We start from the raw sequence: 18,595 nt of genomic DNA, 5'->3' as shown, positions 1-18,595 counted from the left end.
TTCAGGGCGAAACTATCAGATATTTCGGGAAATTCTGGTTGCGGGGGTAGGATTTGAACCTACGACCTTCAGGTTATGAGCCTCATAGGCGGGTGACTGATGGAAATTGCTGAAGATATTTTTAACGTTCTTTGTCAGTATGTTAGATAGGTTCATGGCTTTATCGTCAACGCTGAACATTGCCCAAAATTGCTCCATAGTGTAGCACCAGCGTAGCACCACCGTAGCACCAGTTTGGGAGTAACCATGGCCAGCCATCATTTGAACTTCACCAAAGCCGCGCTCTCAAAGGCACCCGCTGCCGTTAAAGGCGGTAAGGATTACTACTACGACGAGCGCGAGAAGGGCTTGGTGATGGCTGTGACGGGGGCTGGCACAAAGAGCTTCTATTTGTACAAGCGCATAGACGGTAAGCCCGAGCGGCTCTTGCTGGGGCGGTTTCCCGATATCTCGGTTGAGAATGCCCGCAAGCTCGCTATGGCGGCTAGCAAAAGAAATCCGGCAAGAGTGTTACTTGGCAAGCCGGACTGCATCGCACCATCAATCGTCAATTGCGATGGCTGACCATTATAGATGTTAATCTTGCCGGTATTGATCAAGTCGTAAATAAGTGCCGGATTTGTCATTCTACAATCTCCAATTCATCGCAATTTGCACGTCGCATCCAATGAACATTCACGGTACTCGGTGCCCGCTCGTTAAACTCCTGCCACTCCTGAGCTGAACATTCCCGGCTCGCCAAACCAAGCGTGGCCAAGGCGCCCGCCAAATCTGTAAGATAAAACAGGTCGCCACGCACAGTTGGCCAGCTTGGTTGCCTTGGAAACTCGGAAGTTGAGGAATCCATCGGGTAGAAAGGAGCGTTCAATCGGCAATTCGAAACGACAACATCATCTTGCCTATAGATGCCGCTACAACTAATTTCTCGGTTAAGAGTGACAAACTCCAAAACCTCAGGATCGATCACTGTCGCCCACAGCCTGTATTTGACGTAATAGTCTCCGCCACTATCACAACCTTCAGGGATCGGCACCTTCAAGGTTAGAATGCCATTTTCATCGGAACCGACGACCAACCCACTTGGTGATAATTCACTGTTATCGGAATCCGCCAACACGCCAACCGATGGACAAGCAAAGGACATCTCACCAGAAATATACCTACCATTATGTTCAATGATATCGACGTTTGAATTTGCCTCTTGAGCAATTCCAGGTGTAGGCATCACACAGAGGGCAACAATTTTCAGCCAATTCATTTTACGTTCCCACACTTTACTTTTCGAAACGAGTAACGCGTTAAAGTCGACGTGACAACAATACTATTCCACCTTAGGCAGTTTTATGCTATTGGGATAGGACAACGGACGGCGTATCCGAATGGCATTTGTAGCACCATTGTAGCACCACGCGTTTCCCCAACGCAGACGTCCCCGCGGATGCGGGGCGTAAGGTATTGTATTTGCGTGTAAAGTTTGGTTGCGGGGGTAGGATTTGAACCTACGACCTTCAGGTTATGAGCCCATGGAAGGGCAAAACGGAATAATCATCGAAATCAGCGTCTTACGGAGCAAGCCTTTGTTATGGCGTGATTTTCACCCTCGCAAACATCAGCATTCGCACGGATTCACACGCAAGACCGGCACGAGGCCTACAGTCGCAGGTTGATGTGGTGTTGATGTAGCCCTCGCGCCCTCCCCCGCAGATCATCATCGCTGACCGCCTTGTCGGCCTTCATTTCCGATGATCCTGAAGCCCAAGCTCGACCCAAATCCAGCCAAAATCGTACTCGGCAATCGGCCCCTCCCCATGTCCGGCGCTGCGGTTCTCCAGCATCTTCAGCCAGTCGATCACCTTCTCGCGCCCCGCAGCCGTCCGGACAGCCTGACGTGGTGACTTGCCGCCCAGCGCCGGGATCGGCGCGTCCAGCGCTTCGCGGTAGTGCTTGTCCAGGTGATCCCGCATGAGCTGGCGCGCGATCTCGGGCGGGATTTCATCGGCGGCGTCACTTGGCCCGTCACGCCGTTGGTCGGCCCGCATCTGCTCAACCGTCCGGATCGTGGTCAACGGAGCCCTCAGCAGATCCCCGGCGGCCGCGCCGATCAACTTCTGGACCTTGGCCGCCCGCTCGGCCGAGTTGACGGTCACTAGCAGCCTCTTACCCGTCAGTTCCAGCGAGCCCAGAACGGTGGCCCCCTCCTCCATCTGCGTATCCAGCATGATGCCACCGCCCGCCTTTCCACCGCGCGCCTCGCGAGTGGCCAGCCAGTTCCAGAACTTCGGCCCCTCGGCCAGGAAGCCCTTCACCCGGTCCAAACGCTCCGCCACTGCTTTCTGCGTCACGCCGCTGGCAAGCGGGTAGCGCAGATCGTGGAACAGCACATCGTCGCCGTCCGAATTGGTGAACTGCGGCTGGTCCGGAGTGAGAGCGCGGTCAATCTCGATGAACAGCCAGGTGGAGGTGAAGATGGGCGCGCAGCCCATCAGCTGATCGTGCGAAAGCCGCAGCGCATCTCGTTTCTTCAGCTTCAGGGCATCGCGCAGCCCGGCAAACAGGAAATCCACCGCCTCGGCCCGGTAGGGCAACAGCGCCCCGGAGATGACATGGTGATCCCGCTCGGCCACCACCCGAACGGCAATCCTGTCCCATTGCTTCAGCGTCCGCGTGGCGGATTTCTCTCTGACCGTTAGGGGTGCGGCATCCGACAACAAGTCGCGCAGCACCATAGACGTCCCGGGCTGGACATCGCTGACTTCGTAAAGACTGACCGGCGCATCCCTCAGCGCGGCGAAATAGGCCTTGTTCAGCGCCGTTTCCTTCCAGCCGCGCCGTTTCAGGTAGAGATCGACGATGTTGCCGTCCTCATAGCGCTGGCCAAGGAAATCCTCGAAACCACAGCCCCAAAGGACGCCAGACCACTGCTCGCCCAGCAGGTCGGCCAAGCCGTCCTGGTCGATCTCGAATTCCTCCAGCGCGGGCATCAGGTGTTCCGCGACCACGTCCTGCAGCCGCTCCCGCCAGTCACCTTCACGGCTGATGAAGGCCAGAAGGCCCGATATGTCGTTGCGCTCGGCCAACACCATTCCTTTTGTCCGTAACGCGTCGCGAAATTAAGGTACGTAACATCACGTCGTCCGTGGCGTTAAACACATCTTCAATCAAACGATGACCGCCGGCCCCGCGACTGCTTTCTCAATCAGTAATTTGAGTTCTGGCGCAGCGACAAACCCCTCGGGAATATGGAACGAATTCAGCAAAGAATCGTCCTTGCCTGCCGCCTTCACGATTGGTTTCAGTGCAGCATGAAGTTTCTTTCCCTTCACCGTTGTGGGGATGGGCCCTCCGGCACTGTCCCACATAGCTTCTGCGTCTGGCGATCCGCCATTGGGCCAAATGACGCGAACGACATTCTGGCGTTTAGCAAAAAAGGTCTCGCGTGCCTTTGACACCTTCTTGGCGGCATCGTGTCGCCAATTCTCCGCAATTTCTTCAGACACACCATAGAGCGCACAGAGATAGTCCGTCTGACAGAAGTAGGCCTCAATATCGGCCCCACTTGTAACCCAAGGGAAGACGCCAGGGGTCTTGAATCCTTTCCGCCAGCGATCAGCTTCATCTGGTGTCATGAAATCACCGTCTCGATGAAGAAGCGCATTGATCTTCAGCTCGCCGTCAATCAGAAGCCCTTCCAACAGCTTGTCGCGAGGAAGATTCTCGATACCGAAGCAACGGCATACGGCAATTTGACGTGCCAAGTCTGGCCACTGACGAAGCAGGGCCCGAAGAGGCTTGTCATCTTCGTCTTCGACAAAGAACAGCGCCCCCTTGTCGAGACCTCCCCATCCGAGCAAGCGCCGGATAGCTTCGTCATCTTCCGTTTCTACCGTGCCATCCCTCATCCACACAAGCTTTGCTGTTGGGCTCGCTGCACGAACGATGTGAGGGCTATGTGTGGTCAGGATGATTTGGGTATCATATTCCGACGCAGCGCTTTCCAGCGCTTCGATCAACCGCTCCTGCTTGTCGGGATGAAGATGTGCGTCTGGCTCATCAATAAGCATCACCTTCGGTTCGAAGAGGATCAAGTAGGCAAAGATTTGAACCACTTGGAGAACACCTGTTGCAGCGGTCTCCAGCGGCCGACTTTGCCCAATGAACCCATCTGTCCGAATACTTGCCGTGATATGATAGTCTTCACGGTCATCGAAAGACACATCGACATGTGCGCCCGGATGCACACGCTGAACCATTTGATTTAACTTAGCGAGTCGATCTTTTCCTTTTGCATCGTCGGTCTCGTCAGGCCTTCGGCTTCGCAGGTTGAGCAGTATGTTTCGCAGTACGCCACCTGCATCACCGCTTGCCGCCTGTCGACGTAGAGTTGGTTGCGCCAAGATGGTCTCTTTCTCTGAAAGACCAGCAAGACCAGGGATATAGGCAGTGATGAATTGGATACGCTGTTTGTAGGGGGTAACGGCCGCGCCACCATCCATGTAGACTGTGACCCCCCCGCGATTCCGCGCTGCGCGAATACGGATCGTCGACTGAATTGTCTCTTCGCTGGTTGAGCGATGAGAAAAAACAACTTCGACTGGGACTGAGGCCGCGTCAGACTTCAATTCCCCTTTGTGAAGAGTTGTGAGTGGATCGCTTGACGGAACATAATCAAGTCGCTCAAACGATATCATTTCTTTGGTGTTTTTCGGCAGAACATAGCTTGCCGATCGCGCCGCCCAATGGATGGCCTGAAGAACGGACGACTTGCCACAACCATTTGGGCCAACAAGGATTGTTACTCGATCCAGTGGTATCGTGGCTTCTTTGGTTGCCTTGAACCCACGGACAGTGATCGATTCAAGCGTGCTCCATCGACGCGCTCGGACCGACCGCGTGTCAGGCAAGCCAAGAACTGAAGTTGGTGATCCCGTCTTGACACCTTTCAGGGTCACGGCCTTGGGGTCGGCTGCCGTTTCCCCATCACCTGATTGGTCGTGGACATCCACCGCCGCCAGTTGCCCAACATTAGAGTCGGTCACTGTCGTTGAAGTGGGAATCGCAGTCTCTGCGGCGTTGTGGTCGGCATCGTTCATCATGCCAGCAGTGATGCCTGCCCATCTTGGTTTTGTCCACAAGTGAGCAGCGCTTTCGCTTGACACCATCGTTGGCAGACAAGCCCTCTCGCTTATCCACAGCATCGATCTGGCCACCCCCTTGCTCCGAATCGAGGCCCGCGTCAGGGTGCATCCTAGAGGAGAGCAGCCCTCAACCAAAAGCATAACAGGTCTATCGGAACACCAGTCGCTCTGACCGAAGGCGCCTCGGCGCCTCTCGTGTCGTTGCGCCCGATCACTTAACCCGTGCCGCCCTTGGCACGGGCTGCAGGCGGTATGAGTTCGGCCCGTCCTCGGTTCATGTGAGGATGATCTGTCATGGCTTTGCCGCCACGCGTTTACTACACCCTTCAGGAAGTCACGGCCCGTTGGGGCTGCAACATCGCCGACGTCGCAGGCTGGGCCGCGGCGGGCAAGTTCCACATCATGACCGGCATCGGCCTGGTGCGTTGCGGCGAGGAGATCGTCGCCGGTCGGGTGGCCGTCTCGCCGATGGACCTGATGCCGTTGTTCCGCCGCTGCGGGACCGGCCCGACCGAGGGCGTAGTGCGCCGAATCATGACGGGCGACAAAAGCCAATGGCAGATCATCACCGATCCTGTCGGCGGGGTCACGGTGGCGGTCGCGGACATGATGATCATGGCCGATGAGGTGCATGGCTTCGAGGAAGAGAACGATATGGTGCGGCGTGTGCCGAGCGGGCCAGGTGCTGCCACTCCCTACGATTGGGAGGGCATGAACATTGCCCTGATCGTGCGGATCCATGACCACGGGCTGCCTGCCACTCAGGCCGAGCTGGTTGCCGAGATGCAGGACTGGTTCGCGGATCGGTCGGACGGCAAGAAGATGCCCGACAGCCGTTCGATCCGCAGGCGGATCACGCCGATATGGAGGGCGCTGCGACGGGAGGAAGCGTGATGATCAGGGTCCGTGCTTGCCCGGGTCAGGCGGTCTTTCGGCCGCCCTGATCGTCAGCGTCATGGACGAGCCGGGGCTTCGGCCGGAAGGCGCTGGCCACGGCGTCGACCCCGGCGCGAAGGGGCGAATCCATCAGGTGGGCATAACGCAGGGTCGTCTGCATCTGGCTGTGCCCCAGCAGCTTGCCGATCATTTCCAGCGAAGCCCCGCCACTGACCAGAAGCGATGCGAAGGTGTGGCGAAGATCGTGGATCCGGACGTCCTGTAGCCCACATTGCTTCTGGACCTGTGCCCAGAAACGGCGGACCTCCTGCACCGGCTGGCCGGGCGTGTCGCCGGGAAAGAGCCACGGCGATCCCTTTGGCACGAGCAGCAGCCGCTGGCGCACGATGGCGGCGGTCTCGTCCGAGATCGGCACACGATGGGCGCGGCGCTGCTTCGTCATCGTGGGCGGCTTTGACCAGCTCATGTGCTCGAGGTTGAACTGTTCGAACCGGGACTGCCGCACCTCGCCCAGTCGGGCGCCGGTCAACATGCACATCCGGATGATGTCGGCCGCTCGCCGATCTTCTGCGGCATCCAGCGCGGCGGCGAGGCTGGCGATTTCTTCCTTGGACAGGAAGCGTTCGCGCGGGGTCTCTGTCCGGCGGTGAAAGCGCTGGGCGGGGTTGTCCTCGCACCAGCCCCACTGGACCGCCAGCGTGAACATCTTGCGCAGCACCTCGCCGATCCGGTTGGCGCGCACCGGCGTGGGCTTGGCCCCCTGCAGCTTGCGCGCCCGGTTGTTGGGCTTTTCCTTGTGGGGCCGCGCCCTGCCTTCGGCGATCTTGGTCAGGAGCTTGTCGACATCGGTCGGCGTGATCTCCGTCACCAGCTTCCGGCCCCAGACAGGTGCCACCATCTTGGCCAGCGCCGACCGCTGGTCGGCCGCGCTCCGCACTGACAGCTTCGGCAGATGCTCGGCGCAGTAGCGCTCGATCAGGTCGGTCACACGCGGGGCTTCGCGCTTCGCCTCGCGCTGGCCCAAGGGATCGGCCCCGGCGTCGATCTCGCGCCGCAGTTCCTTGGCCCGTTCCCGGGCAGCCGACACCGACCATTCCGGCCAGCGCCCGAAGGTCATCCGGCGCTGGCGCCCGGCATGACGGTAGTCCAACGTGAAGGCCCGCCCGCCGCCGCGGTAGATGCAGGCTGCGAAGCCCCGGACGTCGGTGTCGAAGATCTGGTAGTCCCGCCCCGGCACCGGCTCAGCGTCGCGCAGCACTTTCTCGGTCAGCTTGATGCGTTCGGGCATGGCTTTGGTCCTTCTTGCATCCGACATGAGGCGTGGTTTCGCCTGACTATCAAGGCAAGCATGGCGCCCCATGTGGCGGGGAGGCGGAGGGTGGCAGGAAGGTCGCCAGAGCTGTGCCACCCCTTGTTTTCTTGGGTTTAAGGCGCTGGGCGGCTCGATGCGCGACTGGCGCCGACGTGTGCAATGGGACGTCTGAGGCCAGAGACGCGGTCATCACGCTGCAAATCTGGCTTTTGAAGAGCCGCACAGCGACAAATCCTCAATGAATTCAATGGGTGGCAGGGGTGCCATGTCGGGTGCCACTCCCTCTTTGCCCATCAATGCCGGTCAAACACGGTCAATCCGGCTGTTCGCTGGTGTTTGCGGCCTTGGCGTCCGTTTCGTCCATCTGGCAGGACTGGCCGTAATTTCCCCACGCCTTCCGACCACCATCGGAAATCCCAACAAAACAAGGGGTGGCACAAGGGTGTCATCCTTTCTGCCACCCTCCGCCTCGCCGCCACCCCTCGGGCTCTGCGCTCACTGGTCCCCGCAAGACGTCCCCGATCTTCGGGGCCAGGACCAGGAGACCCCGATGCCGCATCTCGGATCGATGCCAGACCCGAAGGACAAACCCCGCACCCTGCTGGTCGGCTGGATCAGCCGTCTCGACCTTGCGCTGGAACTCGGCCTTTCGGTCGACACCCTGCGCCGCTGGGAGGCGATGCGGACGGGTCCACCCTGCGTGCGGGCCGGGCGCAAGGTCTACTACCGCCGCGCCGCCGTCGAGGAATGGCTGGAGGAGCAGGAACAGTCCGCCCCGCGCCGTCGCCGTACCGGAGGGCGCCGGTGATGGCGATCCACCCTCGCAATTTCGCCTGGCCCGCCGACCGCGTGGCCGAGGCCCGCGCCGTTATCGCGGACGTTGCGCATCACAGCGATCTGCTCATCCGCCTCGCCTGCAATGTGCTCGCCCAGCATGGCGAAAGCGCGGCCGAGCGGGCGGAGGCGCAGCGCCTGCTGGTCATCGTTGACGCTCGACGGCCGGTGCGACGTGCCCAGCGCGAAGATCAGGGGAGGGCCGCGCAATGAAGCGCCGTGGCACGCCCGAAGCAGATCTGCAGCGCGCCGTGGTGCAAGCGCTTCGCATCGCTCTGCCCCGCACCGCCATCATCCACCACTGTGCCAACGAGGTGACCGAGGCAGGGCCCCGCGGGGCCAAGCGCCAGGCGATCCTCGTCGGCATGGGCGTCCATGCCGGGTTCGCCGATCTGATGATCCTGTGCGAGGGGCGTATCCTGTTCCTCGAGTTGAAGGCGCCGAAGGGGCGGCTGCGGCCAGAACAGGAAGCGTTCCGCGACGCCGTCCAGGCGCAGGGCTTTGGCTGGGCGTTGGTGCGCAGTCTCGACGACGCGCTGGGCGCGCTGGCCGATCACGGCTTCACCACGCGCATCGCTCCTGCCCCGCGGAGGCCCGCGCCATGAGTCACGAGGCCACCAACTGGGCCATCAAGCAGCGCGGATTGAAGCCCACGACCAAGATCGTGCTCTGGCACCTTTGCGACCGGTTCAACCCCGACTACGGCTGCTTCCCGTCGCAGGACCGGCTGGCGCATGACTGCGAGATCAGCCGGTCGACGCTGAACGATCACCTTGGCCAGCTCGAGGCCGTGGGCCTGCTGCGGCGGGTGCCGCGGCTCGACCCCGTGACCAAGCGCCAGCTGCCCACCCGCTACATCCTGGGGTTCGAGCCGGGGTTCACACCCGTGGCTGTGGTGCCGTGTCCGGAAATCGGACACGGCGAAGGCGACGGTGCGGAAATCGCTGAGATGGTCGAGGGTTCGCGCCTTGATGGTGCTGCCGACGCCCTGCCGTGTCCGGATTTCGGACACGGGCCGGATGCCGGAGCCGTGTCCGATTTTCCGGCCGAGCCGTGTCCGGAAAATCCCGAAAGCCGTGTCCGGAATTCGGACACTAACCCTGTAAGGGAACCTTTAAGTAAACCAGTAAAGGAGGAGGAGGGCGCGCAGGCGCGCAAGGCGATTTCCGATGAGGTTTTGGGGGACCTGCTGGCAGCGCTGGGTCTCGACCCCGACGCCCTGCCCGGCTGGTGGCAAGGCTGGCCGCCCCGAATGCACGTCCAGCGCTGGCGCGACGAGCTGGGGCTGACCGAGGCGGAGATCATCGCCGCGGCCGAAGCGAGCCGCCAAGAGCACCCCGAACCGCCCGATGGGCCGAAGGCGCTGGACCGCGTCATGCAGCGCGCCGCCCAGCGGAAGGTCGAGGATGCCGGTCGCAAGCGCCGGAAGCCCAAGGCGGCCCCTGCCCCGGCAGCGAAGCCGATCATCGACCTGCCTGCGTTCTATGCCGATCTTGTCAACTCCGACCGCTACCTGCCGGTCAGCGCGATCAGCAACACGATGCGCGATGCGATGCTGGCCCGGGGGCTGGTCACGGCCGCACGCCTGCGCGAGCGCGGGGTGCGGTGAATGGCATGGTGTCACGTCCCCGGCACGGATTGTCCCTCTGCGCAGGCGGCGGAGGCCTTGATCTGGGCCTCATGCTCGCCGAGCCCGGCTATCACACCCGCGCCTTCGTGGAATGGGAGGACTGGCCAAGGGCGGTCCTCATCGCGGCCCAGCGCGCCGGATACTTCGCCCCGGCCCCGATCTGGACAGACCTGCGCAGCTTCGACGCCCGCCCCTTCCGCGGCGCCTTCGACGCAGTCCTCGCCGGATACCCTTGCCAGCCCTTCAGCGCAGCCGGAAAGCGCGGTGGCGCTGACGATCCCCGCCACCTCTGGCCCGACGTCGCGCGCGTCATCGGCGAATGCCGTCCCGAATGGGTGTTCCTCGAAAACGTCGCCGGGCACGTCACCCTCGGCCTTGAAACCGTCCTGCGAGAGCTTTGGGGATTGGGCTACACGCCTGCGGCGGGCCTGTTCTTGGCGGCAGAGGTCGGCGCGCCGCACGAGCGGCTGCGGATCTTCATCCTGGCCCACACCGATGAGCCTGCATCCCGGCACAGGCCGCTACAACCCGGCCGGGAACAGCGACTTTACCCGGAAGGCGGAAGCGCTGGCGCTGGGCATCGCGAAATCCCTGCCGAACCACTGGCCGACCCCGGCGGCGCAGAACTGGAAGGGCAGTTCGGAGGCCAGCATCACCCGCACCGACGGCAAGTCCCGGATGGACCTGCTGCACTACCGGGCGGAACAGGGCTTCACCCTCCCGGCCCAGCCGACCTTTCCGGATGGTCAGCAGTCCTTGCCGCACGCCCCGATCTCGCGCCCGCTCTGGGCTTCGATGATTGCCTCGCATGGGCGCGTCGTCTCGCGGCGGATCCTCAAGGGCCGGTCACGGCGGCGGCTGAACCCGCTCTTCGTCGGATGGCTGATGGGCTGGCCCATCGGTCACGCGCTCTGCGCCTGCTCGGCAACGGAGTTCACCCACTGGCAGCAGCACATGCGTGGCGCGCTCTCGCAGCTGCCCATGGCCTCGGGCCCCTGGATCTGGCGGCCGACCGATGCGCCCCAGCGCCCGGCGCAGATGGATTTCCTTGAAGGGTTGAACCCATGAGTTTCCACGGCCGCGTCAGCGGCACCAGGATCAAGCGCGCGCTGGGCGTGCAGGCCGCGCTGGAATGGGCGTTCCGGGTGGAACAGGCACAACTTGACCTGCCCCTGCCCCCGGACATCACCGAGGAGGGCTTCGGCTTCGGTCTGGAATACGTTCTCCTCCAGCGTGCCGTGCTGGGCTGCAAGATCGACGGAGGCCAGCACAAGATCGGCGGCTACACCCACGAGGACGCCGAGGTCATCGCCGCCACCGTGGCAGGGATCCCCGACAGTCTCGGCGGTAAGCGCATGGCGATCAGGGTTGCCGAACTGGCCCGCGCCGGGCTGACCCCGGACTGGATGCCCGGCGCCATCCCGCGCTGCGTGCCGACCATCGTCAAGCAGAACCAGCATGGCACGCATGTGGGCACCGTCGTCGTGGGCACCGAGCGCATCCGCGTGCGCGGCCCGGGCGCCCGTGCCACATGGAAAACCATCGACGTCATGGCTTGCCCGGTCACGTTCTCGCCCCACCCGCAGCAGATCGAGGCCGCCCGGCGTGGATATGACGACTGGTGGCAGGCGCTGAGTTGGGTCAGGGACGGTCTGATCGAATGCGGGATGCTGCGGGAGGTTGAGGTGACGGCGGCGATGCCGAAGGCACGGCCTTGGGGGGCGGCCAGATAAGGCCACGCGCCGTTCAACGCCCTTCAACCCTTTGGAAACCCCGAGCAACCGGCCTAAACCGCTTCCGTTAGGCGGATGTGCCGTCTATTGTCGCCGGAAAACGATGTCGCGGCGGCGGCAGCCGGGGCAGGAAGGTATCTGATGACGACGATTGAACAAGCTGAGGTCCGCTTTGTCGAGTTGATGGCGGAACTGTTTCAGCTGGATGAAGCGGAACGCCTTGACTTCGGATTTTACCGGATCATTCGCCATCACAATCAGGAAGTGAAAGCATTCCTCGGTCAGGTGGTCGAAAAGAACGGCACCAAGGCGCTGGAAGGTGGAAAACTATCTGAAATCCTCGCCATGGCCTTTCGCAAAGCAGATGATGAGGAATCAGCCGGGGATCGTCTTCGGCTTAAGCAAATCGAAGGCGAATTCGGCATAAAGCCGGGCATGAACGACCAAGAACGGCGCGATCTGCTTGATCAGGCCGAGCGCTTCCCCGCCTTCAAATCGAAAGTCGACGAATACCGCTCACTTCAAGAACAGCTGCGCGCCAGCGAAAATGTCGGCACCGACCGCCGCGAGGTGTTGAACCGCCTTTATCAGTTTTTCTCGCGCCATTACCAGGACGGTGATTTCATCGTCGAACGCCGCTATGGCCGGGATGGTAGCCGTTACATCCGCTCGACCGGTGAGGACACTGAGTTCCACTGGGCGACGGAGGATATGTATTACATCAAGTCGGGCGACACGTTCACCGACTTCACCGTTCGCCTGTCCAATGGCGAACGCATCGTCTTCTCGGTCGAACCCGAAGAACTGCAGAAGACGCGCGCCAGCCTGAAGCCGACGGACAAGGCGCATTACGAGATCGATACTGTTACCAAGGCCGAAGATGGCCGGTACATCGTCTTGCTGAAGTATCTGAAGGGCGCGCAGTCCAACAAGCAGAAGGACGACATCGTCAAGGCCATCCAGGGGCACATCAACGCCGACGAGGCTGAACTGAAGCGCTGGCTGAACCACTTCGTTGCACGCAACCAGTCGGATTTCTTCATCCACAAGCGGCTGGGCGCTGCCCTGCGCGAAGACCTCGACATCTTCCTGAAGACCGAGGTGCTGAACGCCGACCAGCTGCTGATCGACACCGACCTGCCCCGCCGCCTGATCAGGGTCGGCCGGATCGTGCGCGAGATCGGCCAGCAGATCATCGACTTCCTGGCGGTGCTGGAGGATTTCCAGAAATCCCTGTGGGAGAAGAAGAAGCTGGTCTTCACCACGCGCTATGTCATCACGCTCGACAGGATTGCCAAGCTGGCAGGCGAAGACTGGCTGGTGAGCCATCTCCCGCAGATCATTGCCGCGCAAAGAACTGAGTGGAAGGATCTGGGGCTAGGGGACATCTCGAAGGCAGATCAGTGTCGTGAGGTTGTTCCCGCCGATCTGGCTCAAGAAGCTCAGGCCCGATGGCTTCCTTTGACGATCGACACAAGGAACTTCCCCGATACCCTCCGGTGGAGCCTCACAAAGGCAATAACCGCCACGAATGATCTTGATGCTGTGCTCGATGGAGTGGCGATCCACTCAGACAATTGGCAAGCTCTCAACACGATTACTGAGAAATATCGCGGGTCCGTCCAAGTTCTTTATAACGACCCACCTTACAACACCGACGCCGGCCCGATTTCTTACAAGAATGGATACCGCCACGCGTCATGGCTTGCGATGATGGCAGACCGCCACTCATCGCTGAAGCCCATCCTGACATCTGATGCGATCCTCTGCATCACTATCGATGACTCGGAACTGCACCGCCTGAGATCATTTATTGACACTGATCTGTCGGAGTATGGTGTTCTTGGAATCTGTCCTATCAAGAATAACCCTGCAGGTAGAACGGCAACGACGGGCTTCTCGATCTGCCATGAGTATGCAGTGTTCCTCGGAATTGAAGGATGGGCCAATGTCAACCGGCTTGAACACAGCGAAGACCAGAAGGCCCGCTACAAAGAGAAAGATGAGTTTGGATACTTCGAATGGACGAACTTCCGGAAGCATGGCGGAGTCAACACCTATCGCACAACCCGACCACGGCAATTCTATCCCTTTTACGTTAAGGGTGCGGATATCAGAATTCCAAACCTGGAATGGGACAACGAACAACGGAACTACAGGATCATTGACGAACCAGACGCCGATGAGGAAGTGATTTGGCCCATCGACTCCAAGGGCAATGAGCGCATTTGGGATTTCACCGTCCCTACCGCCAGGAAGAACCTTCACCACTTCAAAGTCAGGAATGACTCCAAGGGTAAAACCGCTATCTATCGTAAATGGCGCATCAACGATGACGGTTTGCTCCCTCAGACCTGGTGGGACAAGAAGGAATATTCGGCTGTCGAGTACGGGACGAACCTTCTTTCCCGAATGTTCGGCAGCGCGCACAAATTCATTTTCCCAAAATCAGTACACGCCGTTGCAGACTGCCTGCGTGTCTCGGGATTGAGAAATAACCTTGAGGCGACGGTTATCGACTGCTTCGGTGGATCTGCGACCACAGCCCATGCGACCATGTTGCTTAATCAGCAAGATCACGGGCACCGCCAGTTCATTCTATTTGAGGCGAACGATTACTTTGAAGTCGCCACACTACCTCGTCTGAAGAAGGCTGCTGCGTCAAATGTGTGGAAAGACGGCAGCGCAGTCGATCTGCGGGGACCCGGCATATTCATCCGCGTCCAGCGGCTTGAACAGTACGAAGACACGCTAGAGAACCTCGCCTTGGTGCAAGGCGGCGAACAAGACGCCCTCGCGTTCGAAAACCTAGCCTTTTCCATCCAGTATCGCCTCGACCGTGAAGCGCGAAAGCTGTTCCAGTCGGTCGACCATTTCCGCTCACCCTTTGGCTACAGCATCAAATGCGCGCAAGGCGGCGGTGAGGCCGTGGACCGCGAGGTCGATCTGGTCGAAAGCCTGATCTATCTGCTCGGCCTCGATGCCGCGCGCCTCTACCGCGAAGATCAGGGCGTGGTCATCACCGGCACTGACCGTCGCAATCGGTCTGTCACCGTGCTGTTCCGCGAATGCGACCAGGAAGGGAATGAGGCCTGGTGCAAGGCGAAGATGGCCGAGCACCCCGCCGATCGCTTCCTGACGAACGCGATGCCGGAGCTGGCCTTTGAAGGCTGCGAGCGGTTCGAGGCCATCGAAGCCATCTTTGCCACCCAGTTCGGGGGGCGCTGATGGCATCCGGTCACGCCAGGCTGAAGAAGGCCCTCGTCCTGCGCGATGCGCTGGCCTACGAACTCGGGCTGGATCTGGCCGCCGTCATGCGCGGGCTCTCGACGGTCGAAGACACGATGACAGCCGATCTGGCGATGGCAGACGGCAACTATCTGTCGCTGCTGGAATCGCTTTGCCGGGGTGATGCATCCCTGCTGACAGAGGCGGATCAGGCGGTCCGTGCCGCGTGCCAGACAGTGAAGCTGGCGCCGCGCTATGCGCAATATCTGTCGCTGATCCTGTTCGCGCATTGGCAGAAGTGCCGCAGCACGGACGAGGGTGCGTTCCTTGAGCGGCTGAATGCCTTCCTTGCCGATTGGGCACAGAAGAACCGTAGCGAGACGATCAGCCCCTTCACCGCGGACGATCTGCAGTTTGCCGCGTTCTGGATGGCCACCGGTTCCGGCAAAACCCATGTGCTGCACGCCTGCATCGCGATGCTTCACGCCGCGGGTACATGGGATCGCACCATCCTGATCACGCCATCCGAAAACCTGTCGCGCCAGCATGCCGACAAGCTGAGGGAAACAAAGGCGTTCGATGTCTTTGCCTATCCGATGGATGGCGATGCCTCGAGCCTAGGCCGCCTGCATCCTGACACTGTGATCGTCGTCGACATCAACAAACTGGCCGAAACCAAGAAGGGCGACGGAGTGACCATCCCCACATCGGTCTTCCGTGATGGGCGCAATCTCGTTTTCGTCGACGAAGGGCATAAGGGCCAGCGCAGTGAAGAAAGCGTCTGGAAGAAGCTGCAATCTGACCTCGCCGGGATCGGGGACAGCCAGCCCGACCATCGCGGCATGCTGGTCGAATTCTCGGCGACCTTCGGCCAGGTGGCGGAGGCCGAGGCCACGTTCGGCCGCTATGCCAAAGCCATTATGCTCGACTATGCCTACGACCGGTTTCATGCCGATCTTTACGGCAAGGATTTCTGGAATGTGAAGCTCGACGGGCACGACGAGACCACCGAGGAAATCCAGCACACGACCCTGACCGCGGCGCTGATCGCGTATTGGTATCAGTTGGCATCCTTCGGCAAATCGGATGTACAGAAGCAAATCAAGGACCGGGGTATTCGTATCGCGAAGCCGCTATGGGTCCTGCTCGGCCTTTCCGTGATCGGCGGCAAGAACGAAGGCGACAAGGAGCAGACGTCCGACGTCATCGATGTCCTGCGGTATCTCGACCGGGCGCTTTCAGAAGATGACTTCATCTCGGAAGGCATCACTCGCGTGCTGGATGCAGCCCGACAAGGTGCCAGCCTCCTGCCTGAGGTCGTGACCACAGGGTTGCAGGGGATGTCTGCGGCGGCAATCCAAGCCCGAATACTGAACGACGTGTTCGGCTGGCAGGACGGTGACGTTCCGTTGTTCCGTGTCTTGAAGACGTCACCGGGCGAGATGGGGCTCGGCCTTCGTCGCGGCGACAGCGTGCATTACTATGGCGTCGTGAACGTCGGCGATGTGAAGGGCCTGAAAGATGCGCTGGAGGCAGCGTCCCTCGAAGTCGAAGATGACGCTTTCACCGCATCACTGTTCGCGGACCTGGAACTGGCCAACTCGGGCGTGAACCTGTTGATCGGCTCTCGCCGCTTTGCTGAAGGATGGGACAACTACAGGGCCTCGAGCTTGACCCTTCTTCGTCTGGGCCAGAACGAAGGCTCGCTCATCATCCAGATGTTCGGGCGGGTCGTTCGATTTGCTGGAACGAACGGCAACGGCAAGCGCCTGCGCGATATCAAAGGCGATTTGGCTGCGCTGCAGACGGCCTTCGTCTTCGGCCTGAAGTCCCGGTATCTGCAGGCTTTCCTTGCTGGGCTGTTCGAGAACGGAATCGGAGAAAAGACCAGGACCGTCTGCGACGTACAGAACTGGCTTCCCGAAACACCCGCGCTTCTGTCCATCAAGGCCGTCGGCCCGCAACAAAGCGCGTTCCTTGTCGACCTTCGCGAGCCAAAATGGCTGAAATCCGTAAACAAGGTTGTTGTGTCTTATGCGGCTGGTGTCGCAACCGCACGCATCGGGCGAGATGGTCTGGATGAGAATGCAGCCCGTGTTGGCTCCGACGTCACTGCAGCGTTCAAGCAGACCGCGCATCTCCTCGACATCGACGCGATCTATTCAGATCTCGTCCAGTGGAAGGGCATTGGAAAACGGTGGAACCTCCGGTTCGATCGTACTTCGGTCAGCACAGCCCTTCATTCGGGCCCGTACGAGGTTTGGGCGCTGCCGGGCTTCTGCAGCATTCAAAGTCGGCAGGACATGCAGCGTCTTCAGATAGCGGCCAGTACGGTGGCGAGGAAATTGTTCGAAAGCGCTTACCGCAAGATCGAAGCCAAGCACAGCCGGTACGAGATCATTGGCGCGTCGGAAAGCGGCATTCCAAGCCAGTATTTCAAGGAAATCACTAATGCCTGACAAATCCCAACCGAATTTGTTCGGTGACCGTGTGCTGTGCCCTGACGTGCAGAATCTGCCCCTGATTGTCAGCGCCACCAGCAATAACTGCGAAGTTCTCGCCCCTGGAAGCGTCTACCAACCCCTTCTGCTCGACCAGCAGGGCTCAGGCGTTTTGTCTGGGCCCGGGGCATTGAACCGTGAAGAGGAGAAGTTCGTTCGCGACCTGATCACCTACCTCTATCCCAAAAAGGACTACCCAAAGGCGGCTTCTACGCCCCTGGTCTGGGGAAAACGAAAGGTCTGGCTGAAGCGGAACATAGAAAAGGACGCCAAGTCCTTCAGGCTACGGGTTGATTCTTCGGACTGGTACTATCCCGACTTCGTCATCTGGATCGTTGATGAGGAAAACCGCACCCAGACTTTCGGGTTCGCAGATCCGAAAGGCCTTGCGCTGGGCGCTCATGCTGGTTGGGGTGAGTACAAAGTCGTTTGCACCCAGATCGTGCCGCATTTTCTACACGACGAGATCGGCCCGGTCACAATAGACGATCAGACTTGGACGTTCAGAATTCGTGGAGTCCTAGTGTCGACATCGAGTTTCGATGGCCTGCGGGAACAACGCAAGTTTTTGGTAAGAGACGCGAACGACGACACGCACCCGCCGACCAAGGAGCAGTTCGCCCAGGCACGAATTGTGTTCCAAGAGGCACGCGCCGACGACTACATTCCGGAGGTCCTGCGCCTGCTGATCGAGGATAACGCTCTGGACGAGGTATGGAAGCTCGCGGCAGAATTCTATGGCAAGTCGGCTCCTGTGCAGTTTGCCAGCGAAATCCAGGCGGACTTGGCCATTCGGCATCGAAAGGCAAGAACCGTCAGCGATTTCACGTCGTCAATTGTGGACGACTACCTCTTGCCCGGCACGGATGGCAGTTTTGGATCGCGTGCGCGTCAGAAGAGGCATGACCAAGTCAACAGGTTGATCACTTCTTCGGATTCCGTTGCGCGTTCGCTTTGGGACGCGTGGGCCGATAAGGACCAGCCAAGTCGCTTCCTGCTCGCGCACTTCTCCGAAACGCTCTGACCCAAAACGGGCCGAAACCGAAGGTTATCCCCCCCTCCTCTGGTTCCTCCCCGGCCCTGAACGTATGCGGGGGGGCGCAGCGCGGCGGTTCGCTAGCGTGAGGCGTTTTCACCGGGGAAGCCAGGCGGAAGCCACCTAGCGCGCTGATGCCGGAATTCTTGAGTCAGATCAGCGGCTTGCGGAATCACGATCTGGCCGGGGTGGATTCCCGGCGGGAAGCCAGGGAAGCCACCTCCGGGGAAGCCAGGTAGCCGGAAGCCACCCCTGGAAGCCAATTCGTCAGAAGCCGTTGAATCCGCTT

General features: G+C 60.3%; 15 protein-coding genes and 1 pseudogene. 12 read left to right on the top strand and 4 right to left on the bottom strand.

Annotated features, from left to right (window positions below; genetic code table 11):
• Window positions 1–246: 246 nt before the first annotated feature.
• Window positions 247–564: an Arm DNA-binding domain-containing protein gene (locus LGT41_RS05275; RefSeq protein WP_274129037.1), complete on the top strand. Its 318-nt coding sequence runs from the start codon at window positions 247–249 to the stop codon at window positions 562–564.
• A gap of 58 nt (window positions 565–622) precedes the next feature.
• Here the strand turns inward: LGT41_RS05275 and LGT41_RS05270 are convergent, their stop codons facing one another.
• The 3 genes from LGT41_RS05270 to LGT41_RS05260 form a co-directional block, all read right to left on the bottom strand.
• Entirely contained in the window at window positions 623–1,258 is a 636-nt protein-coding gene (locus tag LGT41_RS05270) for a hypothetical protein (RefSeq protein ID WP_274129036.1), read from the bottom strand.
• Between the two features lie 475 nt (window positions 1,259–1,733).
• Window positions 1,734–3,083, bottom strand: a complete 1,350-nt coding sequence (locus tag LGT41_RS05265) for a DUF7986 domain-containing protein (protein ID WP_274129035.1) — start codon at window positions 3,081–3,083, stop codon at window positions 1,734–1,736.
• Window positions 3,084–3,158: 75 nt separating this feature from the next.
• A complete protein-coding gene (locus LGT41_RS05260; protein ID WP_274129034.1) occupies window positions 3,159–5,093 on the bottom strand; it encodes an ATP-dependent nuclease in 1,935 nt (644 codons plus the stop codon).
• Between the two features lie 336 nt (window positions 5,094–5,429).
• Between LGT41_RS05260 and LGT41_RS05255 the strand changes: the two genes are divergently transcribed.
• Window positions 5,430–6,029 carry a hypothetical protein gene (locus LGT41_RS05255; RefSeq protein WP_074556166.1) on the top strand — a complete coding sequence of 200 codons (600 nt, stop codon included), beginning with the start codon at window positions 5,430–5,432 and terminating at the stop codon, window positions 6,027–6,029.
• A 25-nt stretch (window positions 6,030–6,054) separates the two neighbouring features.
• Here LGT41_RS05255 and LGT41_RS05250 read toward each other — a convergent pair whose 3' ends face one another.
• Window positions 6,055–7,320, bottom strand: a complete 1,266-nt coding sequence (locus LGT41_RS05250; RefSeq protein WP_274129033.1) for a tyrosine-type recombinase/integrase — start codon at window positions 7,318–7,320, stop codon at window positions 6,055–6,057.
• 574 nt (window positions 7,321–7,894) lie between these two features.
• Between LGT41_RS05250 and LGT41_RS05245 the strand changes: the two genes are divergently transcribed.
• The 10 genes and pseudogenes from LGT41_RS05245 (at window position 7,895) to LGT41_RS05200 (ending at window position 18,294) form a co-directional block, all read left to right on the top strand.
• A complete protein-coding gene (locus LGT41_RS05245; RefSeq protein ID WP_274129032.1) occupies window positions 7,895–8,152 on the top strand; it encodes a helix-turn-helix transcriptional regulator in 258 nt (85 codons plus the stop codon).
• Window positions 8,152–8,391: a hypothetical protein gene (locus LGT41_RS05240; protein ID WP_274129031.1), complete on the top strand. Its 240-nt coding sequence runs from the start codon at window positions 8,152–8,154 to the stop codon at window positions 8,389–8,391. The genes LGT41_RS05245 and LGT41_RS05240 overlap by 1 nt, the downstream gene beginning before the upstream one ends.
• Window positions 8,388–8,783 carry a VRR-NUC domain-containing protein gene (locus LGT41_RS05235; RefSeq protein ID WP_274129030.1) on the top strand — a complete coding sequence of 132 codons (396 nt, stop codon included), beginning with the start codon at window positions 8,388–8,390 and terminating at the stop codon, window positions 8,781–8,783. The genes LGT41_RS05240 and LGT41_RS05235 overlap by 4 nt, the downstream gene beginning before the upstream one ends.
• Window positions 8,780–9,787, top strand: coding sequence for a helix-turn-helix domain-containing protein (locus LGT41_RS05230; RefSeq protein WP_274129029.1), 1,008 nt, complete (start codon window positions 8,780–8,782; stop codon window positions 9,785–9,787). Before LGT41_RS05235 ends, LGT41_RS05230 begins: the two co-directional genes overlap by 4 nt.
• 5 nt (window positions 9,788–9,792) lie before the next feature.
• A pseudogene (locus tag LGT41_RS05225) lies at window positions 9,793–10,254 on the top strand (DNA cytosine methyltransferase); the annotation flags it as partial.
• A gap of 49 nt (window positions 10,255–10,303) precedes the next feature.
• A complete protein-coding gene (locus LGT41_RS05220) occupies window positions 10,304–10,876 on the top strand; it encodes a DNA methyltransferase (RefSeq protein WP_274129028.1) in 573 nt (190 codons plus the stop codon).
• Window positions 10,873–11,541: a hypothetical protein gene (locus LGT41_RS05215; RefSeq protein ID WP_274129027.1), complete on the top strand. Its 669-nt coding sequence runs from the start codon at window positions 10,873–10,875 to the stop codon at window positions 11,539–11,541. The genes LGT41_RS05220 and LGT41_RS05215 overlap by 4 nt, the downstream gene beginning before the upstream one ends.
• A 141-nt stretch (window positions 11,542–11,682) precedes the next feature.
• A complete protein-coding gene (locus LGT41_RS05210) occupies window positions 11,683–14,769 on the top strand; it encodes a DNA methyltransferase (RefSeq protein WP_274129026.1) in 3,087 nt (1,028 codons plus the stop codon).
• A complete protein-coding gene (locus LGT41_RS05205; RefSeq protein ID WP_274129025.1) occupies window positions 14,769–17,228 on the top strand; it encodes a DEAD/DEAH box helicase family protein in 2,460 nt (819 codons plus the stop codon). Before LGT41_RS05210 ends, LGT41_RS05205 begins: the two co-directional genes overlap by 1 nt.
• Entirely contained in the window at window positions 17,221–18,294 is a 1,074-nt protein-coding gene (locus LGT41_RS05200; RefSeq protein WP_274129024.1) for a hypothetical protein, read from the top strand. The genes LGT41_RS05205 and LGT41_RS05200 overlap by 8 nt, the downstream gene beginning before the upstream one ends.
• Window positions 18,295–18,595: the final 301 nt, after the last annotated feature.

The sequence above is a fragment of the Abyssibius alkaniclasticus genome, assembly GCF_020447305.1.
Classification (GTDB): Bacteria; Pseudomonadota; Alphaproteobacteria; order Rhodobacterales; family Rhodobacteraceae; genus Abyssibius; species Abyssibius alkaniclasticus.
Note: the sequence above shows the minus strand (reverse complement) of the source record. Positions and strands in the feature narration are given on the sequence as shown.